Origin of the sequence: Kitasatospora sp. NPDC085895 (assembly GCF_040702125.1) — a bacterium.
GTDB lineage: Bacteria > Actinomycetota > Actinomycetes > Streptomycetales > Streptomycetaceae > Kitasatospora > Kitasatospora arboriphila.
Genome location: NZ_JBFBJY010000072.1, coordinates 18,613 through 43,633, shown reverse-complemented (window position 1 = coordinate 43,633; position 25,021 = coordinate 18,613). Strand labels below are relative to the sequence as shown.

The window sequence follows — 25,021 nt, the reverse complement described above, 5'->3', positions numbered from 1 at the left end:
GCCGGACAGTCGGTGACCGCGGGCGCCAACTTCTCCTACAGCGGCAGCAACGCGGCCCCCACCTCGTTCGCGCTGAACGGCGTCGCCTGCACCGGCACCGGCCCCACCCCGTCCGGCTCGGCCAGCGCCTCGGCCTCCGCGAGCGCCTCCGCCTCCACCTCCGCCTCCGCCTCCGCCTCCGCCTCCGCCAGCAGCTCGGCCTCGCCGAGCAGTTCCTCCTCGCCCACCGGCAGCACCGGCGCCCCGGCCCTGCACGTCTCGGGCACCTCCCTGGTGAACGAGTCCGGTACGGCCGTCACCCTGCACGGCGTCAACCGCTCGGGCACCGAGTTCATGTGCGTCCAGGGCTACGGCTTCTTCGACGGACCGGTCGACGCCGCGGCCATCGCCGCGATCAAGAGCTGGCACGCCAACGCCGTCCGCGTCCCGCTCAACGAGGACTGCTGGATCGGCACCGGCAACGTCAAGCCCGAGTACGCCGGCGCCAACTACCGCTCCGCGATCAAGGGTTGGGTGGACGCACTGCGCAACGCCGGCCTCACCCCGATCGTCGAGATGCACTGGAGCCGCGGCCAGTACACCGGCAACTCCTCCGGCTGCTCGGACGTCAACGCCACCTGCCAGAAGCCGATGCCCGGCGCCAACGCGGTGCCGTTCTGGAGCTCCGTCGCGGACACCTTCAAGGACACCGACCAGGTCGTCTTCGACCTGTTCAACGAGCCCTACCCGGACCGCTCGGAATCCTCGACCGCCCAGGGCTGGCTCTGCTGGCGCGACGGCGGCAGCGCCTGCCCCGGCATCCCCTACCAGGTCAGCGGCTTCCAGACCCTGGTGGACACCGTCCGGGCGACCGGCGCCAAGAACGTCATCATGCTCGGCGGCCTGGCCTACTCCAACGACCTCGGCCAGTGGCTCACCCACAGGCCGACCGACCCGACCGGCAACCTCGCCGCGGCCTGGCACGTGTACAACTTCAACACCTGCTCCAGCACGTCCTGCTTCGACTCCACCCTCGCCCCGGTGGCGGCCGAGGTCCCGCTGGTCGCCGGAGAGATCGGCGAGAACACCTGCAGCCACGGCTTCATCGACCAGGTGATGGCCTGGCTCGACGCCCGGGAGCTCGGCTACCTCGGCTGGACCTGGAACACCTGGGACTGCGGCTCCGGCCCCTCGCTGATCAGCAACTACGACGGCACCGCGACCGACTTCGGCGCGGGCCTGCGGGACCACTTCCGCGCGATCGGCTGACGCCGGGCACCGGGTACGCCCCCGGGGGCGTGGGGAAACCGGGCTCGCCCCGAACCACCGAGGCGATCACCCCCGGACTGCGCAGTTCTCCCCCGGCCTTCGGCCGGGAGGTGCCCCCACGCGCCCCTGGGCGGCCGGCCTCCCCGCGCACCTGAAGTCACCTCAGATTCCGTACAGGTGGCGGGCGTTGGTCGATCCCAGGGCCTCGGTGATCCGCAGGACGTCCGCCGGGGTGCAGTCGCCGGTGGTGTGCCAGCCGTCCAGGACCGTGGCGAGCGCCCGGCGGAACTGTGCTGCGCCGACGGGGTACAGCTCGGGCAGTCCGTAGGCGTCGGTGGAGGCCAGGACCTTGCCGAAGGGGGCCAGTTCGAGCACTTCGCCGAGTACGGCGGCGGCCCGCGGTCCAGTGTAGGAGAGGGTCAGTCCGACGTCGGCGTACACGTGCGGGTAGGCCTGGGCGAGCCAGGCGGCCTGCCGGTGGTAGGGGTAGCCGTGCAGCAGGACGAGCGGGACGCCGTCCGGCTCGACCGCGCGGACGAAGTCCACCAGCAGGGCCGGGTCGGCCCGGTGCAGCCGCAGGTCGGGGTCGCCGAAGCCGGTGTGCAGTTGGATCGGCAGTGCGAGGCCGACGGCCGTCCACAGCAGGTGGCGCAGCAGGACGGGGTCGGTGATCCGGCCGGGCGGCCGGGCCCCCGCGGCCCGGACGACCTCGGAGCGGGCGGGCGGCCCGCCCGGGATGTCCAGGCCGGTGCGGTAGGCGAGCACCGACTTCACCGCCACGGCCCCGGCGCAGGCTTCGGCCAGTGCCTCGGCGACGGCGTCCGGCCACTGCGCCGCGGGCGCCCGGACCTCGGCGGCCACCGCCTCCAGCCGCACCACTTCGTGCAGCCGGGCTCCGGCGAGTGCGGCGAGGTCGGCGGGCGGCAGCAGCGGGCGTCCGCCGGCTTCGGTGAGGCCGGTGTCGACCAGCAGATCGGCGAGGCCCGCGCCGGCGAGCATCCGGGCGGTGGCCCCGGCGGCGCCGGTCTCCCGGCGGGCCGCCAGGTAGTCGGCGGGTTCGGCGAGGGCCGGCAGTCCGAGCAGTGGCGGGCACCAGCGGCGGACGGCGAGCCCGATCGCGCTGTCGAAGGGGGAGGCGCCGGGGGCGGGCGGCCGGTCGGACTCGGTGATCAGGGCGCCGAGGGCGGCTTCGTCGAGGTCGTCGGCGACGACGCTGTGGCAGTGGTGGTCGACCAGCACGGTCAGTACCGCCAGCGGGTGGCGGCGACCAGGTGCTGTGCGTCGAGCCCGCCGTAGCGGGCGATCTCGGCCTCCCGGACGTCGAGCACGGCGCGGTAGAGCTCCTCCCCCAGGGCGGTGCGCAGCGGGGCGCAGGCGCGGAGGGCGGAGAGTGCGGCGGCGGGGCTGTGCGGCAGTCGTTCGACGCCGGGTTCGCGGGCGGGGTCGCCGGGCACCTCGGGCGGCAGCTTCAGGCCGGCGTCGAGTCCGGCGAGTCCGGCGGCGAGGGCGCCGCCGAGGGCGAGGTAGGGGTTGGCGGCCGCGTCGAAGCACTTCACTTCGGCGTTGGCCTGGTCGGGTGCGGAGCCGGTGATCAGTCGCAGGGCGGCCTCCCGGTTCTCCAGCCCCCAGCAGCGGTAGGGGCCGGACCAGCGGCCGGGCACCAGCCGCAGGTGGCTGGTCGGGCCCGGGGCGCCGAGGACCAGGAGGGCGGGGAGTTCCTCCAGGATTCCGGCGAGGAAGGCGGCGGCCTGCTCGGTGAGGCCGTGCGGGCCGGGGCCGCCGGCGTGCAGGTTGCGGCCGTCCTGCCAGAGGCTGAGGTGGAGGTGGCAGCCGTTGCCGACGCCGTCCGGTGCGACGACGGGGGCGAAGGAGGTGCGCAGTCCGTGCCGGGCGGAGACCGCGCGGACGGTCTGCCGGACGAGCAGGGAGGTGTCGGCGGCACGGACGGGGGTGTCGGCGGCGACGGAGACCTCGAACTGGCCGGGTGTGTACTCGGGGTGGATCTGCAGCACGGCGAGCTGCTGGGCCTCCAGGGCGCGGAGCACGTCGAGCAGGTAGTCGGAGCGTTCGACCAGCCGGTCCATGCCGTAGGCGGAGCCACCCTCCGGTGCGCCGTCCCGGTCGACGACCCATTCGATCTCGAAGCCGGCCCGCACGTCGAGTCCGCGGGCGGCGAGTGCCCGTTCGGTGCGGCGGGCGAACCAGCGCTGGCAGCCGGGGTGCGCCGCGCCGTCCTGGCGGCGGCGGTCGACGGGTGCCCAGGCCCAGCCGGGCTGGGCGGCGAGCGGCACCAGTGCGTCGAGGTCGGGGACGAGGCGGAGGTCGCCGACGGGGCCGCCGCCTGGGGCCATGGAGTCGTCGGCGAGGAAGGAGTCGAAGCAGGGGGAGGCGCCGACGCCGTACCGGACGGCGTGCGGCAGCCGGGCGACCGGCACCGCCTTGGTCCTGGTGATGCCGGCGTTGTCCACCCAGCCGAGGGCGAGGGCGTCGATCCCGGCCTCGGCGAGTTCCGCGGCGGCCTCCTCGGCCCGTTCCACCGTCTCGTCCCTCGTGTGCGCGCTGCCCATGCGCCCATGCTGCCGTCCGGAGCGGCCGGGGCGGGGGATCGCCCCGCGGTGGGGGCTGCCCGGGAGGGTGAAATCGGCCAACCCGGCAGGTGTGTCGCAGGTCACGCCGGGCGGGGAATTTCCGGGGACCGACTCCCCGTTTAACCCGGTGTCCGCACAAACGGGGAACGAGTCCCCGGAAGGGAAGGGAGTCCGATGACCACGGTCAGCGCCAAGCCGGCGGGCCAGCGGCTCCGTGCGGACGCCGAACGCAACCGGGCGAGGATCATCACCGCCGCCCGCGAGGCGATCGTGGAGCACGGCGCGGAGGCGCCGCTCGACGAGATCGCCCGTCGGGCCGGGGTCGGCAACGCCACGCTCTACCGCAACTTCTCCGACCGGCGCGAGCTGCTGCACCACGTCACCCTCTCGGTGCTGACCAGGGTGCTGGAGCACGCGGAGGCCGGACTCGCCGAGCCGGACCCCTTCGAGGGCCTGTCCCGGTTCACGCACGCCGCCGCGGACGAGCGCATCGGCGCGCTCTGTCCGATGGTCTCCGACCACATCGACCACGACGACCCCGAGCTGGAGCGGGCCCTGCTGCAGCTGAAGGCCGCCGCCGCCGAGCTCATCGCCCGCGCCCACGCGAGCGGGAAGCTGCGCGCCGACATCGGAGTCGGCGACTACTTCCTCGGCGTCACCCAGCTCACCCGCCCGCTCCCGGGCACCGGATGCCTCGACCTCGACCAGTTCGTCCATCGCCACCTGCAGGTCTTCCTGGACGGCCTGCGGGCACCGGCGACCTCCGTACTTCCCGGCCGCGCCGCGTCCTTCGAGGACCTCAAGCGCGCCGACTGACCGACCCGACCGCACGCAACGCACGTTAGTTAGTGGGTACCCCCATGTCCGAATCCGGCCTCCAGGCCGACCCGCGCCGCTGGAAGGCACTCGCCTTCATCGGCCTGGCCCAGCTGATGGTCGTCCTCGACGCGACCGTCGTGAACATCGCCCTGCCCTCCGCCCAGCACGACCTCGGCATCTCCGACGGCAACCGCCAGTGGGTGATCACCGCCTACGCGCTGGCCTTCGGCGGACTGCTGCTGTTCGGTGGCCGGATCGCCGACCTGTGGGGCCGCAAGCGGACCTTCACCATCGGTCTGACCGGCTTCGCGCTGGCGTCCGCGCTCGGCGGCGCCGCCGTCAACACCCCGATGCTGCTCGGTGCCCGCGCCCTCCAGGGCGTCTTCGGCGCCCTGCTCGCCCCGGCCGCGCTCTCGCTGCTCGCGGTGATGTTCACCGAGGCCAAGGAGCGCGCCAAGGCCTTCGGCATCTACGGCGCCATCGCCGGTGGTGGCGGTGCGATCGGCCTGATCCTCGGCGGTCTGCTCACCGAGTACCTGAACTGGCGCTGGACCTTCTACGTCAACATCCCGTTCGCCGTGGTCGCGATCCTCGGCGCGGTGATGGTGATCCGCGAGCCCGTCGGCAGCCGCAACCGCAACAAGCTGGACATCCCCGGCGTGCTGCTGGTCACCTCCGGCCTGGTCTCCCTGGTGTACGCCTTCACCCGCGCCGAGTCGGACGGCTGGAGCGCCGGCATCACCGTCGGCCTGTTCGTCGCCGCCGCCGTCCTGCTGGCCGCGTTCGCCGTGGTGGAGAGCAAGGTCTCCGCGCCGCTGCTGCCGCTGCGCGTCGTCACCGAGCGCAACCGCGGCGGTGTCTACCTGTCGCTCGGCCTCGCCGTGATCGGCATGTTCGGCCTGTTCCTCTTCCTGACCTACTACCTGCAGGTGGTCCTCGGCTACAGCCCGGTCACCAGCGGCCTGGCCTTCCTGCCGATGGTGGCGGGCATGATCACCGGCTCCACCCAGATCGGCGCCCGGCTGATGACCCGCGTCCCGCCGCGCTACCTGATGGTGCCCGGCTTCCTGGTCGCCTCGCTGGGCATGCTGATCCTCACCCAGATCGACGTGAACAGCTCCTACCCCGCGCTGATCCTGCCCGGTCTGATCCTGATGGGCCTCGGCATGGGCACCGCGTTCATGCCCGCGATGAGCCTGGCCACGCACGGCGTCGAGCCGCGCGACGCCGGTGTCGCCTCGGCGATGGTCAACACCTCCCAGCAGGTCGGCGGCGCCATCGGCACCGCGCTGCTGAACACCATCGCGGCCAGCGCCACCACCGCGTACCTGACCTCGCACGCCAAGGACGGCGCGCCGCAGCAGCTGCTCCAGCTGCAGGGCATGGTGCACGGCTTCTCGACCGCGATCTGGTGGTCCTTCGGCATCCTGGTGCTCGCCGCCACGGCCGCCGCCGTCCTGATCAACACCGGCCGCCCCGACGTCCACGCGACCGCCGAGGGCGCGGCCGCGGAGGACGCCGTCCCCGTGATGGCGCACTGACGCCGCCCCTCTCCGCAGCGGCCCGCCGGGTTCTCCCGGCGGGCCGCTGCGCGTTCCCCGCTCCTCCCCGACCCGCGCGGCACTCTTCCTACTGGGCGGTAACTCCGCTACAGTGACCGGCACGCACCAGCGCCGGGCCTCGGGAGCCGCACCGGCGTGGTCGGCGCCGCGGCATTCGCGCGGACGCCCCGGTGCGTGTCTCCGGCCCTCGCGGCCGTCTTCTCCCTGCAGCAGTTCAGCGCCGTCTGTCCTTCCTCTCAGCGCGCCTGAGCACCTCGGCACACCCGCGGCACGACCGGAGCGGACCGGTCCGTGCTCCGCGGGGCCGCCCCGTCTTCCCGCACACCCGCGTCGCCACACCCTCCTCCGGCGTGCCCCGGCCGCCGCTCGCCGTCGAGCGGCCGGCCGCGCCCGAGTGCTGCGCGGGCCCATGACAAGGAGTCAGGACAATGGAGCGTCCCTTCCCCACCGTCGCCGTGGTCGGCCTCGGCACCATGGGTGCCGGCGTCGCCGTGGCCGTCGCGAAGAGCGGCCGCCGGGTGCTCGGCATCGAGGCCGATGCCGACGCGGCGGCCCGGGCCCTCGCCCGGATCGAGGAGGCCACCGCGCACGCGGTGCAGCGCGAGCGGCTCACCGCCGAGGAGCGCACCGCGCTGCTCGCCCTGATCACCGTCGGCGACCGGCTGGACGTCGCCGCCGGGGCCGACCTGGTGATCGAGGAGCTGCCCGAGCAGCTGGAGCTGAAGCGCGAGGTCTTCGCCGAGCTGGACCGGATCTGCCCGCCGGAGACGGTGCTCGCGACCGGTACCACCGCGCTGTCGGTGACCCGGATCGCCGCCGCCACCGCCCGCCCGGAGCGGGTCCTCGGCCTGCACTTCTTCAACCCGGTGCACACCATGAAGCTGGTCGAGGTGGTGCGCACCGTGCTGACCTCCCCGCAGGCCGCCGAGGACGCCGCCGCCTTCGCCCGCGACCTGGGCAAGGAGCCGGTCGCGGCCGGCGACCGGGCCGGCTTCATCGTCAACGGCCTGCTCTTCGCCTATCTCAACCAGGCCGCCGCGATGTTCGAGTCGCGGTACGCCACCCGCGAGGACATCGACGCCGCGATGCGGCTCGGCTGCGGCCTGCCGATGGGCCCGCTGGCCCTGCTCGACCTGATCGGCATCGACACCGCCCGCACCGTGCTGGAGGCGATGTACGAGCAGTCCAAGGACCGGCTGCACGCCCCGGCGCCGATCCTCGGCCAGCTCGCCTCGGCGGGCCTGCTCGGCCGCAAGTCGGGCCGCGGCTTCTACACCTACGAGGCGCCCGGCTCCTCGAAGGCGGTCGCCGAGGCCGCCGCCGCGGCCGGCACCCGGGTCGCGGGCCGGACGGTCACGAGCATCGGCGTCTGCGGCTCGGGCACCATGGCCACCGGCATCGTCGAGGTGTTCGCCAAGGCCGGCCTGCCCGTGCTGCTGGCGGCCCGCAGCCAGGAGAAGGCGGACCGCGCCAAGGCGCAGCTGGCCAAGTCGCTGGAGCGCTCGGTCTCCCGCGGCCGGCTCGCCGCCGAGGCCCGCGACGCGGCGCTGGCGCTGGTCACCCCGACCGGCAGCTACGCCGACCTGGCCGGGGTGGACCTGGTCGTCGAGGCGGTCGCCGAGGACCTGGAGGTCAAGCGCGAGCTGTTCGCCGCCCTGGACAAGGTGGTCAAGCCGGGTGCGGTGCTGGCCACCACCACCTCCAGCCTGCCGGTGATCAGCTGCGCGACCGCGACCTCGCGGCCGCAGGACGTGATCGGCATGCACTTCTTCAACCCGGCGCCGGCCATGAAGCTGGTCGAGGTGGTCTCCACGGTGCTCACCGCGCCGGACGTCACCGCCACCGTGCTGGAGCTCTGCGCCGAGGTGAAGAAGCACGCGGTGGAGTGCGGCGACCGGGCCGGCTTCATCGTCAACGCACTGCTCTTCCCGTACCTGAACGACGCGGTGCGGATGCTGCAGGAGCACTACGCGACGGTGGACGACATCGACACCGCGATGAAGCTCGGCTGCGGCTACCCGATGGGCCCGTTCGAGCTGCTGGACGTGGTCGGCCTGGACGTCTCGCTGACCATCGAGCAGGTCCTGCACCAGGAGTTCCGCGAGCCCGGCCTGGCGGCCGCCCCGCTGCTGGAGCACCTGGTCGCGGCGGGCTGCCTGGGCCGCAAGACCGGCCGCGGCTTCCGCGACCACGCCCGGCGCTGACGCACCACGGGCCGCCCCCGCCCCGCCCGTCCCCGCGGCCCCACCCGCGGACGGGCGGGGTGCGGGGCGGCCCGCACGGCACATCCACGGACCGAACGGCCGCCTCGCAGCAAGGAGTCGACATGAACACCGAGCCCGGAGGCAGACTGCCTCGGAGCAACGTCGCGCCGGCCGGACGGCCGGCCTGGAACGAGGGTGCGCTGCCGCCCCGCTGGCCGCGGCCCGCCGTGCTGCCGCCGGCGCCCCCGGTCCGCCGGGCACGGCCGACCGGAGCGGCGCCCGGGACGTGTAGCGTTCCGGGCATGGATCGGGAACAGTCATCCGCGCAGCAGCAGCCGCCCCGCGAACCGGTGGACGGCGCCCGTCCCGAGGGCGGCACCGGCGGCCGGCGGGCCGCGGCCCAGCGCCGGCAGATGCGCCAGGAGCTGGCGTCGGCGGCGATGGACCTGTTCGCCAACCAGGGGTACGAGGAGACGACGGTCGATCAGATCGCCGCCGAGGCGGGCGTGGCGCGGCGGACCTTCTTCCGCTACTTCCGCTCGAAGGAGGAGGCGATCTTCCCGGACCACGACGACACCCTGGTCCGGGTGGCCGACCTGCTGGCCAGCGCCGAGCCGGAGGAGCACCCGCTGGACGTGGTGTGCCGCGGCATCAAGGAGGTGCTGCGGATGTACGCCTCCACCCCGGGCGTCTCGGTGGCGCGCTACCAGCTGATCCGGCAGGTCCCGGCGCTGCGCGAGCGGGAGATCGCGGTGGTGGCCCGGTACGAGCGGCTGTTCACCCGCTACCTGCTGGGGCGCTTCGACGCGGCCGAGCAGATCCCGCCGGGCTGGCAGCGCGGCGGGGACGACGACTCGATGCTGGCCGAGGTGTCGGCGGCGGCCGTGGTGGCGGCCCACAACCACGTGCTGCGGCGCTGGCTGCGGGCCGGCGGCCACGGCGACGTGGAGGCGCAGCTGGACCACTCCTTCGAGGTCATCCGGGGCACCTTCTGGGCGACCTCGCCGAGCGGCGTGCGACGCCGTGGCACTCTCGTGGCACCCGGTGCCAGTGGTGACACCGGGTCGGCCCTGGAGGGCGCGGCGGTGAGCGCCCTGAGTGCGAGCCCCGGCGGTGAGGTGCTCATCACAGTGGCCCGCACCGACGCCCCGCTGGACCTCGTGCTGGACTCGATCAAGTCCGCCCTGGGCGCCGCCAAGTCGGCCTGATTCCGGGCGTTTTTGCAGTTCAGAAGGCATTTCGAAGGCTCGTCCCGGACATCCGGGGCGGGCCTTCGCGCATACCGCACCGGGGCGCCTCGAACAGCGATCCACATCACTCGAACTGATGACACCCGGTGTCTTTACGAGTGGCACAGGGTGCCACTACCTTGTTACCCACCAGTCGCGGCGCCGCGGCTCCCCACCTCGGCGCGCCGCGTCCGGCGTCCCCGCACCACGGGGGCACGTACGACCTCGGCGACACCACATCCGTCGCAGACCGTCGACCCACCCACCAACAGACCCTCAGCGAAGCCGGTGTCCGCTCCCGGCTCCCCCAGACGCCCTGTGCCCTCACACAGGTACGCCTTCGGAGGCAGCCATGAACGAAATCCTCGACGCGATCCTCAGCTCCGACAGCACCCCGGCGGACTTCGCCGCGATCAAGCTGCCGGAGTCCTACCGGGCGGTGACGCTCCACAAGGACGAGGAGCAGATGTTCGCCGGCCTCGCCAGCCGCGACAAGGACCCCCGCAAGTCCCTCCACCTGGACGAGGTCCCCCTCCCCGAGCTCGGCCCGGGCGAGGCCCTGGTCGCCGTCATGGCGAGCTCCGTCAACTACAACACCGTGTGGAGCTCGATCTTCGAGCCGGTCTCCACCTTCGGTTTCCTGGAGCGCTACGGCCGCCTGTCGCCGCTGACCAAGCGCCACGACCTGCCGTACCACATCCTCGGTTCGGACCTCGCGGGCGTCGTCCTGCGCACCGGCGCCGGCGTCAACGCCTGGAAGCCCGGCGACGAGGTCGTCGCGCACTGCCTCTCGGTCGAGCTGGAGTCCCCGGACGGCCACAACGACACGATGATGGACCCGGAGCAGCGCATCTGGGGCTTCGAGACCAACTTCGGCGGCCTCGCCGAGATCGCCCTGGTCAAGACCAACCAGCTGCTGCCCAAGCCGAAGCACCTCACCTGGGAGGAGGCCGCCTCCCCGGGCCTGGTTAACTCCACCGCCTACCGCCAGCTGGTGTCGCAGAACGGCGCCGGCATGAAGCAGGGCGACAACGTGCTGATCTGGGGCGCCAGCGGCGGCCTCGGCTCCTACGCCACCCAGTACGCCCTGGCCGGCGGCGCCACCCCGATCTGCGTGGTCTCCAGCGAGTCCAAGGCCGAGATCTGCCGCGCCATGGGCGCCGAGGCGATCATCGACCGCTCCGCCGAGGGCTTCAAGTTCTGGAAGGACGAGCACACCCAGGACCCGCGCGAGTGGAAGCGCCTGGGCAGCAAGATCCGCGAGTTCACCGGCGGCGAGGACGTGGACATCGTCTTCGAGCACCCGGGCCGCGAGACCTTCGGCGCCTCGGTCTACGTCACCCGCAAGGGCGGCACCATCGTCACCTGCGCCTCGACCTCGGGCTACATGCACCAGTACGACAACCGCTACCTGTGGATGTCGCTGAAGCGCATCGTCGGCTCGCACTTCGCCAACTACCGCGAGGCGTTCGAGGCCAACCGCCTGATCGCCAAGGGCAAGATCCACCCCACCCTCTCCAAGGTGTACTCCCTGGACGAGACCGGCCAGGCCGCCCTCGACGTGCACCACAACAAGCACCAGGGCAAGGTCGGCGTGCTCTGCCTCGCCCCCGAGGAGGGCATGGGCGTCCGCGACCACGAGCTGCGTGCCAAGCACCTGCCGGCGATCAACCGCTTCCGGAACATCTGATGGCAGACCGTGAAGGCGTTCAGCGCGACCGTCCGTGGTTGATGCGGACCTACGCCGGACACTCCACCGCGAGCGACTCCAACGCGCTCTACCGGCGGAACCTGGCGAAGGGTCAGACGGGCCTGTCCGTCGCCTTCGACCTGCCCACGCAGACGGGCTACGACTCGGACCACGTCCTCGCCCGCGGCGAGGTCGGCCGGGTCGGCGTCCCGGTGGGCCACGTCGGCGACATGCGCACGCTGTTCGACGGCATCCCGCTCGAGCAGACGAACACCTCCATGACGATCAACGCCACCGCGATGTGGCTGCTGGCGCTCTACCAGGTGGTCGCCGAGGAGCAGGGCGCGGACATCGCCAAGCTCACCGGCACCACCCAGAACGACATCGTCAAGGAGTACCTGTCGCGGGGGACGCACGTCTTCCCGCCCGGGCCGTCCGTCCGGCTGATCACCGACATGATCGCCTACACGGTCGCCAACATCCCCAAGTGGAACCCGATCAACATCTGCAGCTACCACCTGCAGGAGGCCGGGGCGACCCCCGTCCAGGAGATCGCGTACTCGATGTGCACCGCGATCGCCGTCCTCGACGCCGTCCGCGACTCCGGCCAGGTGCCGGCCGAGCGGATGGGCGAGGTCGTCGGCCGGATCTCCTTCTTCGTGAACGCGGGCGTCCGCTTCGTCGAGGAGATGTGCAAGATGCGGGCCTTCTCCCGGCTCTGGGAGAAGGTCACCCGCGAGCGCTACGGCATCGAGGACGCCAAGCAGCGCCGGTTCCGCTACGGCGTGCAGGTGAACTCGCTGGGCCTCACCGAGGCCCAGCCGGAGAACAACGTCCAGCGCATCGTGCTGGAGATGCTCGCCGTCACCCTCTCCAAGGACGCCCGCGCCCGCGCCGTCCAGCTGCCCGCGTGGAACGAGGCCCTGGGCCTCCCCCGCCCGTGGGACCAGCAGTGGTCGCTGCGCATCCAGCAGGTGCTCGCCTACGAGTCCGACCTGCTGGAGTACGGCGACATCTTCAACGGCTCCACGGTGGTCGAGGCCAAGACCGACGAGCTGCTCGCCGGCGCCGAGGCCGAGATCGCCAAGGTGCTGGAGATGGGCGGCGTGATCCCGGCCGTCGAGTCCGGCTACCTCAAGTCCAACCTGGTCGCCTCGCACGCGGCCCGCCGCGCCCGGATCGAGGCCGGCGAGGACAAGATCGTCGGGGTGAACTGCTTCGACACCACCGAGGAGAGCCCGCTCACCGCGGACCTCGACACCGCGATCATGGTGGTGGACCCGGCCTCCGAGCGCTCCGTGCTCGCCGGCCTGGAGCAGTGGCGCGCCGGGCGCGACGAGGCGGCCGCGCAGACCGCCCTTGAGCAGCTCAAGGCCACCGCGGCGACCACCGACAACCTCATGCGGGCCACCCTCGCCTGCGCCCGCGCCGGCGTGACCACCGGCGAGTGGGCCTTCGCCCTGCGCGAGGTCTTCGGCGAGTACCGCGCGCCCACCGGCGTGGGCGGCGCCCCGGTCGCCGTGGCGGCCGAGCCCGGCGGCGAACTCGCCGCCGTCCGCGAGGCGGTCGCCGCGACGGCCGCCGAGCTCGGCACCGGCAAGCTCCGCCTGCTGGTCGGCAAGCCGGGCCTCGACGGTCACTCCAACGGCGCCGAGCAGATCGCCGTCCGGGCCCGCGACGCCGGCTTCGAGGTGGTCTACCAGGGCATCCGGCTCACCCCGGAGCAGATCGTCTCGGCGGCCGTCGCCGAGGACGTCCACTGCGTCGGCCTGTCCATCCTCTCGGGTGCCCACCCCGAGCTGGTGCCGGACGTCCTGCAGCGGCTGCGCCGCACCGGGGTGGAGGATGTGCCCGTGATCGTCGGTGGCATCATCCCCGCTGCGGACGCCGAGGCCCTCAAGGCCGCCGGTGTCGCCGCGGTCTTCACCCCGAAGGACTTCGGCATCACCACCATCATCGGCCGGATCGTGGACGAGATCCGGCTGGCCAACAGGCTCCAGCCGTGGGCCGCGGCGCCGCACTCGACCGCGACCAGCTGACCGGGAAGGAATCACCACCCCCATGACCACCGTCAACCGCCTCCGGCCGCGCCGCTCCTGCCTGGCCGTGCCCGGCAGCAACCCGCGCTTCCTGGAGAAGGCCCAGGGCCTCCCGGCCGACCAGGTCTTCCTCGACCTCGAGGACGCCTGCGCCCCGCTGGTCAAGGAGAGCGCCCGGCACAACATCGTCGACGCCCTCAACAACGGCGACTGGGGCAACAAGACCAAGGTCGTCCGGGTCAACGACTGGACGACGCACTGGACGTACCGCGACGTCATCACGGTCGTCGAGGGCGCCGGCCCGAACCTCGACTGCATCATGCTGCCGAAGGTCCAGGACGCCGAGCAGGTGAAGGCGCTCGACCTGCTGCTCACCCAGATCGAGAAGACCATGGGCTTCGAGGTCGGCAAGATCGGCATCGAGGCGCAGATCGAGAACGCCAAGGGCCTGATCAACGTCGACTCGATCGCGACCGCCTCGCCCCGGCTGGAGACCATCATCTTCGGCCCGGCCGACTTCATGGCCTCGATCAACATGAAGTCGCTGGTCGTCGGCGAGCAGCCGCCCGGCTACGACGCGGACGCGTACCACTACATCCTGATGCGCATCCTGATGGCCGCCCGCGCCAACGACCTGCAGGCCATCGACGGCCCCTACCTGCAGATCCGCAACGCCGACGGCTACAAGGCGGTCGCCCGCCGCGCCGCCGCCCTCGGCTTCGACGGCAAGTGGGTCCTCCACCCGGACCAGGTCGCCGCCGCGAACGAGATCTTCTCGCCCTCGCAGGAGGACTACGACCACGCCGAGCTGATCCTCGACGCCTACGACTGGTGCACCTCCGAGGCGGGCGGCGCCAAGGGCTCCGCGATGCTCGGCGACGAGATGATCGACGAGGCCAGCCGCAAGATGGCCCTGGTCATCGCCGGCAAGGGCCGCGCCGCCGGCATGGAGCGCACCAGCAAGTTCGAGCCCCCGCAGGCCTGACCCGCCCGCCCCCTCCCCAGGCCTCCTAAGGACACCCCCATGCAGTTCGGACGCACCTACGAAGAGTTCGAGGTCGGCGCGGTCTACAAGCACTGGCCCGGCAAGACGGTCACCGAGTACGACGACCACCTCTTCTGCCTGCTCACCATGAACCACCACCCGCTCCACATGGACGTCAACTATGCGGAGAACACGACGGACTTCGGCAAGAACGTCGTCGTGGGCAACTACATCTACTCCCTGCTGCTCGGCATGTCCGTCCCGGACGTCTCCGGCAAGGCGATCGCCAACCTGGAGATCGAGTCGCTGCGCCACGTCGCCCCGACCTTCCACGGCGACACGATCTACGGCGAGACGACCGTCCTCGACAAGTGGCCGTCCAAGTCCAAGGACGACCGCGGCATCGTGTACGTCGAGACCAAGGGCTACAAGCAGGACGGCACGGTCGTCTGCATCTTCCGCCGCAAGGTGATGGTGCCGACCGCGACGTACATCAAGGAGCGCGGCGGCGAGCAGCCCGGCCGCCCGACCCCCGCTTCCTGAGACCCCGGACGGGTGGGCCGCCGTCATCGGCCTCACCCGACCCGGCCCGGGGGCCCTGCTGCCGCAGCCACGCCGGCAGGGCCCCCGACAACGACTTCCGTGCTCCGGCACGAGCCCCTCTTCCCTCCCCCCACCCTCACGCCTTCAGATAGGGAGCCGCACGATGGGACGCCTCGCACAGACCGACGGCCTCACCGAGATCCAGCGGGACATCCTCGCCACCGTGCGGGACTTCGTCGACAAGGAGATCATTCCGGTCGCGACCGAGCTGGAGCACAAGGACGAGTACCCGACCGCGATCGTCGAGGGGATGAAGCAGCTCGGCCTGTTCGGCCTGACCATCCCCGAGGAGTTCGGCGGCCTGGGCGAGTCCCTGCTGACCTACGCCCTGGTGGTCGAGGAGATCGCCCGCGGCTGGATGTCCGTCTCCGGCATCGTCAACACCCACTTCATCGTGGCGCACATGATCAACGCGCACGGCACCCAGGAGCAGAAGGAGTACTTCCTGCCGCGGATGGCGGCCGGCGAGATCCGCGGTGCCTTCTCGATGTCCGAGCCGGGCCTCGGCTCCGACGTCGCGGCGATCTCCACCAAGGGCGTCAAGGACGGCGAGTTCTACGTCCTCAACGGCCAGAAGATGTGGCTGACCAACGGCGGCACCTCCACCCTGGTCGCGGTGCTCTGCAAGACCGACGAGGGCGGCTCCACCCCGTACAAGAACATGACCACCTTCCTGATCGAGAAGGAGCCCGGTTTCGGCCCGAACCCGAAGGTTCCCGGCCTGACCGTGCCCGGCAAGATCGAGAAGATGGGCTACAAGGGCGTCGACACCACCGAGCTGGTGCTGCAGGACGTCCGCATCCCGGCCGACCGCATCCTGGGCGGCGTCCCCGGCAAGGGCTTCTACCAGATGATGGACGGCGTCGAGGTCGGCCGCGTCAACGTCGCCGCCCGCGGCTGCGGCGTCGCCCGCCGCGCCTTCGAGCTGGGCATCTCCTACGCCCAGCAGCGCACCACCTTCGGCAAGAAGATCGCCGAGCACCAGGCGATCCAGTTCAAGCTCGCCGAGATGGCCACCAAGGTCGAGGCCGCGCACCAGATGATGGTGATGGCCGCCCGCAAGAAGGACAGCGGCGAGCGCAACGACCTCGAGGCCGGCATGGCCAAGTACCTCGCCTCCGAGTACTGCAAGGAGGTCGTCGAGGACGCCTTCCGCATCCACGGCGGCTACGGCTTCTCCAAGGAGTACGAGATCGAGCGCCTCTACCGCGAGGCCCCGATGCTGCTCATCGGTGAAGGTACTGCGGAGATCCAGAAGATGATCGTCGGTCGGCGGCTGCTCGAGGAGTACCGCCTGGCCGACTGATCAGGCCCGTCCCCGACTTTCCGCATGGTCGGGCACGGGCGTGCGGGCCCGTTCCCGGCCCCCTGCCGCACCGGTACGGCCTGGTCAGCCGTGGGGGGCGGTGCGGCGGGCCCGGAGGCGGCCGCAGGGCGCATACCAGCAGGTACGCGCCCTGCGGCCGCCTCTGCACACCGTGGCGGCGCCGGCGTCCCCCGGCGTGCCGACCCTCCGCGGAGGGCGCCCGGCGTGCGATGAGAGGTGGGTCACGCGCCACGCCCGAGCCCTTGGGGAACCACCCCGCCTCGGCTACGGTCGTATACATAGCAGGCACGGTTCGGCACCATGCCCGGCATATCCACGAACAGGCGGCTTGCCCACCTACCGCCTGGTCCCGATAGCATCCACCGGGACAGCGTCCCCATGTACCCGATCCCCGCGGTGGCCCCCGTCCAGCGGCCATGATCCCCCGCGACTAAGGTCTTCGATGCCCATCAGCCCGTCCCCTCACACCTCCGTCCCGGGCGGCGACCCCTTCGCCGCACCGACGGCCGGTCGGCGTCCGCGCGTGACGATCGCGCGCGGCGCGACCCCCTGGTTCGCCCCGACCCTGGCCACCGCCGCCGTGACGACCGCCCTCACCCGGCGCTCCGGCAAGTGGGCCCTGGCGGCTGTCCCGGCCTGCGCCCTCGGTGCGGGCATGCTGTGGTTCTTCCGCGACCCGGAGCGTGAGATCGGCACCGGCAGAGTCATCTCCCCCGCGGACGGCGTGGTGCAGTCGATCGACGCCTGGCCGGACGGCCGGACCCGGGTGGCCATCTTCATGAGCCCGCTCAACGTGCACGTCAACCGGGCCCCGCTGCCCGGCACCGTGACGTCCGTCGAGCACGTCGCCGGCGGCTTCGTCCCGGCGTTCAACAAGGACAGCGACCAGAACGAGCGGGTCGTCTGGCACTTCGACACCGAACTCGGCGACATCGAGATGGTCCAGATCGCGGGGGCCGTGGCCCGCCGCATCGTGCCGTACGTGAGCGCCGGCACCAAGGTCGAGCAGGGCGAGAGGATCGGTCTGATCCGCTTCGGCTCCCGCGTCGACACGTACCTGCCGGCAGGCGTCGAGGTCGGCGTCGAGGTCGGCCAGAAGACCACCGCCGGGGTGACGCGCCTTGACCGTGACTGATCCTGAGACTCTCGTCGGCCTCGGAGACGAGGAGGAGACGGAGCTGCGGCGCCGCCGCTGGGCGCGCGACCGCGAGCTGCGGGCGCCCCGTTCGCCGCAGCACCTGTCCACCGCCGACTTCCTGACCCTGGGGAACGCCGTCTGCGGCTTCCTGGCGATCTACTCGATCACCACCGGGGTCCTGATGCCGCACCTCACCGGTGAGACCACCGCGCCGAACCGCAACAGCGCCGCCACCGCGGTCACGCTGCTGCTGATCGGCTCGATGTGCGACCTGTTCGACGGCCTGGTGGCCCGCAAGCTGCGCTCCTCGGCGCTGGGCGCGGAGCTGGACAACCTGGCCGACCTGATCAGCTTCGGCATCGCCCCGGCGTACTTCGTGGCGGTCTGGGGCATCGTGTCGCCGGACAGCAACCAGCAGCTCTCGGCGTTCATCGCGCTGACGGTCCTGCTGGCGGTGGTGCTGCGGCTCGCCCGGTTCTCGGCCGTCAAGATGCGGCCGGGGATCTTCCAGGGCATGCCGTGCCCGATGGGCGCGATGACGGTGATCGCCATCGTGCTCCTCGACCCGCCGTTCGTGCCGGGCCTTCTGATGATCTTCGGTGTGGCGTACCTGATGGTCAGCCGCATCGAGTACCCGAAGCCGCAGGGCCTGCTCGCCACCGCGACGCTCTGCTGGATCGTGGTCTCGATCGGCTGCCTGGCGGCCTGGGCGGCCGGTCTGCCCGGCGGCGACCTGCTGATGCACATCGGTGCCGTCGCCCAGATCACGCTCGCCGCGATGGCGCCGCTGCTGGTGATCCGCCGCAAGGTCGGCCAGAAGGTGGGCGACGTCCGCGCCCGCCGCGCGGAGTCCCGCGGCTGCTGAGCCGGCGGGAGGCCCGCAGACCCGACGGGAGGGGCCCGCATCCGAACCGGATGCGGGCCCCTCTCGCGTGCCCGGGAGGCGGGTGCGGGCGTTACCGGCCGGCACCGCCGTCGTGGACGCTGAAGGCGGAGCGGCGGGCCGCCCGGGCCACCGACGGGTCCGGGTGCACGCCGGAGACGGCGGTCAGCACCGAGGCCGCCCGCGGGTGGCCGGACTGCCGGGCCCGGTTGAACAGCCGCACCGGCTCGCCCGCCGAGGCGCCCTCGACGTGCGGCACCAGCAGCGCCGTGTCGCCGTGGTCGAGGACGGCCGCGGCGGTGTCCACCCACAGCCAGGCGGCGTCCTCCGCGCCCAGCACGTCGGCCGGGGACACCGGGCCGTCGTCGGAGCGCTCGGCCAGCCAGAGCAGCGCGTACGGCCGCAGGACCTGCTCGTCCACGGCGGCCCGGACGGCCTGCTCGGCGGGGCCGCCGGCGACCCGCAGGGCCTCGAAGGCGAGGCCGCGCAGCAGGGCGTCCTCGCCGCGGGCGGCGTCCAGCAGCTCGGCGACCGCACGGTCGGCCGGCCGGGCGGCGACCCAGGCCCGGTACTCGGCGCGGGCCGGCCCCGGGGTGTAGTCGGCGCAGGCGGCGAGCAGCTCCAGCGCGTCCTGCTCGATGTGGCCGGCGGCGGTCTGCGCGACGGTGCAGATCTCCTCCAGCTTGGCGCGGACCGCCCAGTGCCCGAGCGGGGAGAGCTCGGCGGCGTCGTCGCGGCGCTCCAGGGCGCCGACGGCTGCCAGGCCGTCCAGCATCCAGTCGAGGACCGCGGCGACGTCGGCCGCGGAGGTCGGGGTGTCGATCTGCGGCTCCCGGCAGGTGCCGCGGACGGCGGACATCGCGGAGGCGGCGTGCGGCACCGGCGAGGGGCCGAACGAGCCGGTGCCGGCGCCGTGCCGGCGCTCGTCCAGGCCGCGGCGCAGCAGCTCCAGCAGCTCGTTGTCCGGGACGGGCCCGTCCACCAGGTGCAGGAAGGACAGCAGGTGCGGCGCCTGGTCGACGGCCTGGCCGGCCAGCAGGGCGAAGACGCCGCGCATGGCCGCGGGCGGCACGGGCGCGAGCAGCGTCCAGGCGTCGAACAGCGCGGACCAGCCGCGGACCACCGCCTCGTCGTCGTGCTCCCAGGCGTTCAGCCGCCAGCCGGGCCCGGCGCCGCCGTCGCGCAGCTCGACCAGGCCGACCAGCAGGGCCTGGCCCCAGGCCTTGGCGGCGGCACCGACGGTCATGGCGAGGGCGCGCCCGGCGGCCCGGGCGTCGTCGGGCAGCAACTCGCCGCGCTTGTCGACCTCGCCGAGCTCGCCGGCCCAGCGGGAGATGCGCACCGCGTCGGCGAGCATCCGGCGGGCGAGCGGGGCCAGCTCGGCGGGAGCGGGGAAGCCGTCCGGCACCGGCACCCGGCCGCGGCCCGGCTTGGGTGCGGGGGTGCGGCGGCGGACCGGCCCGCCCGGAGGCGTGCTCTCGGGCCGGCGGGCCGCTCCTGGCAGACGGGTGACCGTCGCTCCGGTGCGGATCGCGGGCTGGAGCGGGGCATCACGGTCGCGCGGGTTCCGAGACGTCACGCCGAGCAGTCTTCCCCGTGTACCGGCCTTCTGTCACATCGAGTTCTACGCGCGATCGTAGGTCCGGTCCGCGGACGGGGGATGAGATCGGGCAACAGCCACCAAACCGGGTCCTCCGAGCGGGAAACCTGGCATGAGCACACCCCTCGCGGGCGGGCCCGCCGGGCTCACAGCAACGGGGTGAGCCAGCGGCGCAGCGCCTCGCCGTAGCCGTCCGGGTCGGCGTTCCACAGGGCCGCGTGCGCGCCGTCCGGGACGGGGTGCAGGCTCACCAGGTCGTCGCGCCGCCGGGCGAGGCGCTCGGCCGCCGCGAAGGGCGCCACCGCGTCCACGGGGCTGTGCAGCAGCAGGGCCGGCACGTTCAGGTCGGTGCCGTCGGCCAGCCGGGCGAAGCCGGCCAGGTCGACCTTGGTACGGCCCTCGGCGGCCAGCGCGCCGAGCTCGGCGAGCGGAGCGGGCACCCCGGCCCGGGCGGCCTCCTGGCGGACGGTCGTCGGCCAGTCCAGCACCGGCGAGTCCAGCACCAGGCCGGCGATCGACTCCCGCCAGGCCGAGCGGGCCGCGGTGTGCAGCGCCATCGTCGCGCCGAGCGACCAGCCGAAGAGCACGATCCGGCCGGCACCGTTCGCCTGCGCGAGGCGGACGGCGGCGTCGACGTCCCGCCACTCGGTCTCGCCGAAGTGCCCCAGGCCGTCCGGCGAGGGCGGGGCGCCCGCGTCGCCGCGGTGGGTGACCACCAGCACGGGCATCCGCAGCGCGTGCAGCAGCGGCAGCACCGGGAGGGCCTGCTGCCGGTCGGCGCCCGGACCGTGCACCAGGACCGCCCACAGCCCGCGGATGCCCGGCAGGTACCAGGCCGGCATCGGGCCGAGCTCGCCCTCGACGTCGCTCGGGGTGAAGTCCAGGCCGAGCGCGGAGGCCGGGTCGCCGAGGTGCACGCGGGCGGTCACCCGGACCTCCGTCCCGCTGTACAGCGAGCCGGCGCCGGTGGCGAGCAGCCGGCGGGTGACGCTCTGCGGCCCGGTGGCCAGCACGTCGCCGACCACCGCGTGCCCGCCCCCGGCCCACTCCAGGGCGTAGCGGCCGGGGCGCTCGGTCTCCACGCTGCGGGTGAGCATGACGCGGTCCGCGGCCAGCTCCTGCACCCGGATGCCCGGTCCGCCCGCCTGCCCGGCGGCCGCGAAGGCTCCCGCGAACCCGGGCCGGACGGCCCGTTCGGACACCCGGCGGCCGATCAGCAGTGCCGCGGCACCCGTCCCGACGGCGGCGGCCGCGACGATCGCGGCGGTTCCCCAACGCATGGCGCTCCCGGTGTGGCGGCACGGACATGGCGATCCCAGTCCACGCCCCGGCCCGGGAGCGGGCCACCCGGGCGGGTCCGTCCGGGCGGCCCGGACCGGGCGGCTCAGACCGGCACGTCGGTGCCCCGGCGGGCCAGCAGCTCCCAGAACCGCTCCGCGAGCGGCCGGGCCGGCGGGCGGGCGGCGTCCGGCACCGACGAGCCCCAGTGCCCGGGGACGAGGTACTCGTCCTGCAAGTCGGCCAGCACCCCGCCCAGCAGGTCGTGCGGGACGGGCACGATCCGGCCCACCTCCCGCAGCTGCGCCTGCCAGCGGCCGTCCACCACCTGGCGCAGCCGTCGGTCCAGGTCGTCCTGACGCCCGGTCACCCGGACCAGCACCCGCAGCGGCAGCCCGAGCACGTGCGCCAGCGCCAGGCCCTGCTCACCGTCCGCGTCCCAGCGTCCGGTGGCCTCGGCCCTCGCGTAGGTCTCCGCACCCACCCCGATCCGGTGCGCGGCCTGCTCCCGGGTGAGCTCCCGGGCCAGCCGGAAGTCCCGCAGGGTCGCCGGCGCGACGCCCATCAGCTGGGCGGGCGGGCACCACAGCGCCCGGGAGAGCGCGATGAACTCCTCCTCCGACGGGAGGAACTCACCGGCCTCCCAGGCCGCCACGTGCGAGGGCAGCAGCCGGACACCGTGCGCGGCCATGGCCTCGGCGACCTGCTCCGGGCTCAGGCCGAGCCCGGCGCGGTGCGCCCGCGCGGCCGGCGGGGAGAACGGCACCGGAGGCGGTGCGGACGGTCTGCGTCGCATGCGACAAGAACGTACGGGCGCCCGCGCGGCACCACCCACACGCCGAACGCACGAACCCGGCCCCGGCGGAACCGCCCGGCGCTGGAGGATCGTACGGGGCGGGCGGTGACGGAATCCGGCGACGGAGTGTGACCAAGCCCTCCGGAGGCTTTGTTGACTGGCGGTCGGAGCGCGTGATGGGATCTCGGGGCCATACGGAGGCATGCAGAGGAAGCCGGTGCGAATCCGGCGCGGTCCCGCCACTGTCACCGGGGAGCACGCTCGACCTGCACGGTCACGGCGGTCCGCCACAGGGCCGCTGGAAGGCCCGAGCGCGCGCCGGACCCGGAAGCCAGGAGACTCTCGCCGCCGGTTCGTCGATCCAGGGCGCGGACCCTGAGTGAGGACACGCACGCCATGCAGGCTGCCCAGCGGTCACCGCTGCGCCCCGACCGGGGAGCCGGGCCGTGGCCCGGCTGAGCTCCGCCCCCTACCTGCTGGGCGCCGTGGCCGGCCACCTCGCCGACACCGCCCTCGCCGACCCCCGCCGCGGCCACCCGGTCGCCCTCTTCGGCAGCGCCGCCGGACGCCTGGAGCGCCTGCTCTGGCGCGACCACCGGGGCGCCGGCACCGCCTTCACCGCGCTGAGCGTGGGCGCCGTCGCAGCCGGGGCCGCCCTCGCCGACCACGCGCTGCGGCGCCGTCCCGCGGCCCGCGCCGCGCTCGCCGCGGCCGCCGCCTGGACGGTCCTCGGCGGCACCTCGCTCACCCGGGAGGCCCGCGCGATCGGCCGCTCCCTGGAGGCCGGCGACCTCGCCGCCGCCCGCGGGCGGCTCCCCCACCTGTGCGGGCGCGACCCGAGCGCCCTGGACGAGCAGCAGATCGCCCGCGCCGTCGTCGAGTCCGTCGCCGAGAACACCGCCGACGCGGTCGTCAACGCCCTCACCTGGGGCGCGCTGGCGGGCACCCCCGGACTGCTGGCCTTCCGGGCCGTCAACACCCTGGACGCGATGGTGGGCCACCGCTCGCCCCGCCACCTGCGCTTCGGCTGGGCCTCCGCCCGGCTCGACGACGTGGCGGGCTGGCCGGGCGCCCGGCTCACCGCGCTGCTGACCGTCGCCGCGGCGGAGCACCCGCGGGCCGCCTGGAAGGTCTGGCGGCGCGACGGGTCGTCGCACCCCAGCCCCAACGCCGGACAGGCCGAGTCGGCCTTCGCCGGCGGCCTCGGCGTCCGCCTCGGCGGCACCCTGCAGTACGGCGAGCGTGTCGAGCACCGCCCCGTCCTCGGCGCCGAACTCCGCCCGGTCGCCGTCGCGGACATCGAACGCGCCTGCCGCCTCTCCCGCCGCGTCGGCGTCCTGGCCCTGGCCGTCACCACGGCCGCCCGCGGCCTCACCGGCCTGGCACGGGGACGTCAGGGGGCGGGATGCCCGCGAGCCGGGAGGGAAGCGATGACGGCGCCGCACCTTCCGTTCCGCGCAGCTCTGCCCACCGTCGCGGCCGGGACGGCCGTCCTCACCGCCGGCGCCACACGTAAGCAAGGGAGTGTCACGTGACGAAGGCTCTGCTGGTGGCAGGGACGACCTCGGACGCGGGCAAGAGCGTGGTCACGGCGGGGATCTGCCGGTGGCTGGCCCGGCAGGGGGTGCGGGTGGCGCCGTTCAAGGCGCAGAACATGTCGCTGAACTCCTTCGTCACCGCGGACGGCGCCGAGATCGGCCGCGCCCAGGCGATGCAGGCGCAGGCCGCCATGGTGGCGCCGGAGGCGGCGATGAACCCGGTGCTGCTGAAGCCGGGGGCGGACGGCCGCAGCCAGGTGGTGCTGCTCGGCCGGCCGGTCGCCGAGGTCGGGGCGCTGGACTACCGCGAGCGCAAGCCCGTCCTGCTGGAGCGGGCGCTGGAGTGCCTGGCGGACCTGCGCGGCCGGTACGAGGTGGTGGTCTGCGAGGGCGCCGGCTCGCCCGCGGAGATCAACCTGCGGGACCGGGACATCGCCAACATGGGCCTGGCCACGGCGGCGAACCTGCCGGTGGTGGTGGTCGGCGACATCGACCGCGGCGGGGTATTCGCGGCGATGTACGGCACCCTGGCGCTGCTGTCCGCGCAGGACCAGGCGCTGGTGGCGGGCTGGTTCGTGAACAAGTTCCGCGGGGACGCCCGGCTGCTGGCGCCGGGTCTGGAGATGTTGCGGGAGCTGACGGGCCGTCCGGTGCTGGGCACGCTGCCGATGCTGTCCGGTCTGTGGCTGGACGCCGAGGACTCGCTGGACCTGTCGACGGCGGTGGAGAACCGTCCGACCGCGGCCCCGCACGGCGCGGAGGTGCTGCGGGTGGCCGTGGTGCGGCTGCCGCGCCTGTCGAACTTCACCGACGTGGACGCGCTGGCCCAGGAGCCGGGCGTGCTGGTCCGCTGGGCGACCCGGCCGGAGGAGCTGGCCGACGCCGACCTGGTGGTGCTGCCCGGAACCCGGGCGACCGTGGCCGACCTGGACTGGCTGCGCGGCCGCGGACTGGACACCGCCCTGCAGGCGCGGGCGGCGGCCGGGCTGCCCGTCCTCGGCGTGTGCGGCGGCTACCAGATGCTCTCCCGGGAGATCGTCGACGCGGTGGAGTCGAAGGCGGGCGCCGTCGAGGGCCTCGGGCTGCTGCCGACCCGGGTGGAGTTCGGTGTGGAGAAGGTGCTCGGCCGGCCGGTCGGCGAGGCGTACGGGGAGCGGGTCGAGGGGTACGAGATCCACCACGGCGTGGTGGCCGTCGAGGGCGGGGAAGCCTTCTTGGACGGCTGCCGGGTCGGCGCGGTGTGGGGGACGACCTGGCACGGCGCGCTGGAGAACGACGGCTTCCGCCGGGCGCTGCTGCGCGAGGTGGCGTCGGCGGCCGGGCGGGCCTTCGTCCCGGCGCCGGACACCTCGTTCGCCGCGGCGCGCGAGGAGCGGCTGGACCGGCTGGGCGACCTGATCGAGGAGCATGCGGACACCGACGCGCTGTGGAAGCTGATCGAGGGCGGGGCACCGCAGGGGCTGCCGTTCGTGCCGCCGGGTGCGCCGTGAGCGG

Annotated in this window: 19 protein-coding genes and 1 riboswitch; of the genes, 14 read left to right on the top strand and 5 right to left on the bottom strand. The window is 73.5% G+C overall.

Going from position 1 to position 25,021, the window contains the following annotated elements; all coding sequences use genetic code 11:
* A partial coding sequence (locus AB0442_RS32445) for a cellulase family glycosylhydrolase (RefSeq protein ID WP_366167182.1) occupies positions 1-1,248 on the top strand: 1,248 nt, incomplete at its 5' end.
* Between the two features lie 162 nt (positions 1,249-1,410).
* Here AB0442_RS32445 and AB0442_RS32440 read toward each other — a convergent pair.
* Positions 1,411-2,487 (bottom strand): amidohydrolase family protein, encoded by a 1,077-nt coding sequence (locus tag AB0442_RS32440; protein WP_366167181.1) that lies wholly within the window; start codon positions 2,485-2,487, stop codon positions 1,411-1,413.
* Between the two features lie 2 nt (positions 2,488-2,489).
* Positions 2,490-3,815, bottom strand: coding sequence for a glutamine synthetase family protein (locus AB0442_RS32435; protein ID WP_366167180.1), 1,326 nt, complete (start codon positions 3,813-3,815; stop codon positions 2,490-2,492).
* A gap of 195 nt (positions 3,816-4,010) precedes the next feature.
* Here AB0442_RS32435 and AB0442_RS32430 point away from each other — a divergent pair, with 195 nt between their 5' ends.
* From AB0442_RS32430 to AB0442_RS32380, 11 genes are all read left to right on the top strand, one after another.
* Positions 4,011-4,652, top strand: a complete 642-nt coding sequence (locus tag AB0442_RS32430) for a helix-turn-helix domain-containing protein (RefSeq protein ID WP_366167179.1) — start codon at positions 4,011-4,013, stop codon at positions 4,650-4,652.
* Between the two features lie 44 nt (positions 4,653-4,696).
* Positions 4,697-6,196 carry an MFS transporter gene (locus AB0442_RS32425; protein ID WP_366167178.1) on the top strand — a complete coding sequence of 500 codons (1,500 nt, stop codon included), beginning with the start codon at positions 4,697-4,699 and terminating at the stop codon, positions 6,194-6,196.
* Positions 6,197-6,645: 449 nt separating this feature from the next.
* Positions 6,646-8,421, top strand: coding sequence for a 3-hydroxybutyryl-CoA dehydrogenase (locus AB0442_RS32420; RefSeq protein WP_366167177.1), 1,776 nt, complete (start codon positions 6,646-6,648; stop codon positions 8,419-8,421).
* Positions 8,422-8,723: 302 nt separating this feature from the next.
* On the top strand, positions 8,724-9,629 hold the full coding sequence (locus tag AB0442_RS32415) for a TetR family transcriptional regulator (RefSeq protein WP_344621948.1): 906 nt from the start codon (positions 8,724-8,726) through the stop codon (positions 9,627-9,629).
* Between the two features lie 373 nt (positions 9,630-10,002).
* A complete protein-coding gene (gene ccrA / locus AB0442_RS32410) occupies positions 10,003-11,340 on the top strand; it encodes a crotonyl-CoA carboxylase/reductase (protein WP_363541983.1) in 1,338 nt (445 codons plus the stop codon).
* Positions 11,340-13,379 (top strand): protein meaA, encoded by a 2,040-nt coding sequence (locus AB0442_RS32405; RefSeq protein ID WP_366167176.1) that lies wholly within the window; start codon positions 11,340-11,342, stop codon positions 13,377-13,379. Before ccrA ends, AB0442_RS32405 begins: the two co-directional genes overlap by 1 nt.
* A 10-nt stretch (positions 13,380-13,389) precedes the next feature.
* A complete protein-coding gene (locus AB0442_RS32400) occupies positions 13,390-14,364 on the top strand; it encodes a CoA ester lyase (RefSeq protein ID WP_344622039.1) in 975 nt (324 codons plus the stop codon).
* 39 nt (positions 14,365-14,403) lie between these two features.
* On the top strand, positions 14,404-14,907 hold the full coding sequence (locus AB0442_RS32395; RefSeq protein WP_363541986.1) for a MaoC family dehydratase: 504 nt from the start codon (positions 14,404-14,406) through the stop codon (positions 14,905-14,907).
* Positions 14,908-15,070: 163 nt separating this feature from the next.
* A complete protein-coding gene (locus tag AB0442_RS32390; protein WP_030266688.1) occupies positions 15,071-16,273 on the top strand; it encodes an acyl-CoA dehydrogenase family protein in 1,203 nt (400 codons plus the stop codon).
* A gap of 463 nt (positions 16,274-16,736) precedes the next feature.
* Positions 16,737-17,429, top strand: coding sequence for a phosphatidylserine decarboxylase (locus tag AB0442_RS32385; RefSeq protein WP_344621952.1), 693 nt, complete (start codon positions 16,737-16,739; stop codon positions 17,427-17,429).
* Positions 17,430-17,472: 43 nt separating this feature from the next.
* Positions 17,473-18,297, top strand: coding sequence for a CDP-alcohol phosphatidyltransferase family protein (locus tag AB0442_RS32380; RefSeq protein WP_363542106.1), 825 nt, complete (start codon positions 17,473-17,475; stop codon positions 18,295-18,297).
* 91 nt (positions 18,298-18,388) lie between these two features.
* Here the strand turns inward: AB0442_RS32380 and AB0442_RS32375 are convergent, their stop codons facing one another.
* From AB0442_RS32375 to AB0442_RS32365, 3 genes are all read right to left on the bottom strand, one after another.
* Positions 18,389-19,894, bottom strand: coding sequence for a hypothetical protein (locus tag AB0442_RS32375; RefSeq protein WP_363541989.1), 1,506 nt, complete (start codon positions 19,892-19,894; stop codon positions 18,389-18,391).
* Between the two features lie 167 nt (positions 19,895-20,061).
* Complete coding sequence (locus tag AB0442_RS32370) at positions 20,062-21,195, bottom strand: alpha/beta fold hydrolase (RefSeq protein ID WP_363541990.1); 1,134 nt, start codon at positions 21,193-21,195, stop codon at positions 20,062-20,064.
* 104 nt (positions 21,196-21,299) lie between these two features.
* Positions 21,300-21,989: a transcriptional regulator gene (locus AB0442_RS32365; RefSeq protein ID WP_366167175.1), complete on the bottom strand. Its 690-nt coding sequence runs from the start codon at positions 21,987-21,989 to the stop codon at positions 21,300-21,302.
* A gap of 206 nt (positions 21,990-22,195) precedes the next feature.
* Positions 22,196-22,331: riboswitch (cobalamin riboswitch) on the top strand.
* Between the two features lie 113 nt (positions 22,332-22,444).
* On the opposite strand from AB0442_RS32365, the gene AB0442_RS32360 reads away from it, so the two are divergent.
* On the top strand, positions 22,445-23,524 hold the full coding sequence (locus AB0442_RS32360) for a cobalamin biosynthesis protein (RefSeq protein WP_366167186.1): 1,080 nt from the start codon (positions 22,445-22,447) through the stop codon (positions 23,522-23,524).
* Positions 23,521-25,017 (top strand): cobyric acid synthase, encoded by a 1,497-nt coding sequence (locus tag AB0442_RS32355; RefSeq protein ID WP_366167174.1) that lies wholly within the window; start codon positions 23,521-23,523, stop codon positions 25,015-25,017. The genes AB0442_RS32360 and AB0442_RS32355 overlap by 4 nt, the downstream gene beginning before the upstream one ends.
* Positions 25,018-25,021 lie beyond the last annotated feature (4 nt).

Excerpts from the sequence above, each read along its gene's own strand:
- AB0442_RS32435 (WP_366167180.1), bottom strand. The coding sequence starts at position 3,815 with ATGGGCAGCGCGCACACGAGGGACGAGACGGTGGAACGGGCCGAGGAG.
- AB0442_RS32430 (WP_366167179.1), top strand. The coding sequence starts at position 4,011 with ATGACCACGGTCAGCGCCAAGCCGGCGGGCCAGCGGCTCCGTGCGGAC.
- AB0442_RS32425 (WP_366167178.1), top strand. The coding sequence starts at position 4,697 with ATGTCCGAATCCGGCCTCCAGGCCGACCCGCGCCGCTGGAAGGCACTC.
- AB0442_RS32420 (WP_366167177.1), top strand. The coding sequence starts at position 6,646 with ATGGAGCGTCCCTTCCCCACCGTCGCCGTGGTCGGCCTCGGCACCATG.
- AB0442_RS32415 (WP_344621948.1), top strand. The coding sequence starts at position 8,724 with ATGGATCGGGAACAGTCATCCGCGCAGCAGCAGCCGCCCCGCGAACCG.
- ccrA (WP_363541983.1), top strand. The coding sequence starts at position 10,003 with ATGAACGAAATCCTCGACGCGATCCTCAGCTCCGACAGCACCCCGGCG.
- AB0442_RS32405 (WP_366167176.1), top strand. The coding sequence starts at position 11,340 with ATGGCAGACCGTGAAGGCGTTCAGCGCGACCGTCCGTGGTTGATGCGG.
- AB0442_RS32395 (WP_363541986.1), top strand. The coding sequence starts at position 14,404 with ATGCAGTTCGGACGCACCTACGAAGAGTTCGAGGTCGGCGCGGTCTAC.
- AB0442_RS32390 (WP_030266688.1), top strand. The coding sequence starts at position 15,071 with ATGGGACGCCTCGCACAGACCGACGGCCTCACCGAGATCCAGCGGGAC.
- AB0442_RS32385 (WP_344621952.1), top strand. The coding sequence starts at position 16,737 with ATGCCCATCAGCCCGTCCCCTCACACCTCCGTCCCGGGCGGCGACCCC.
- AB0442_RS32370 (WP_363541990.1), bottom strand. The coding sequence starts at position 21,195 with ATGCGTTGGGGAACCGCCGCGATCGTCGCGGCCGCCGCCGTCGGGACG.
- AB0442_RS32365 (WP_366167175.1), bottom strand. The coding sequence starts at position 21,989 with ATGCGACGCAGACCGTCCGCACCGCCTCCGGTGCCGTTCTCCCCGCCG.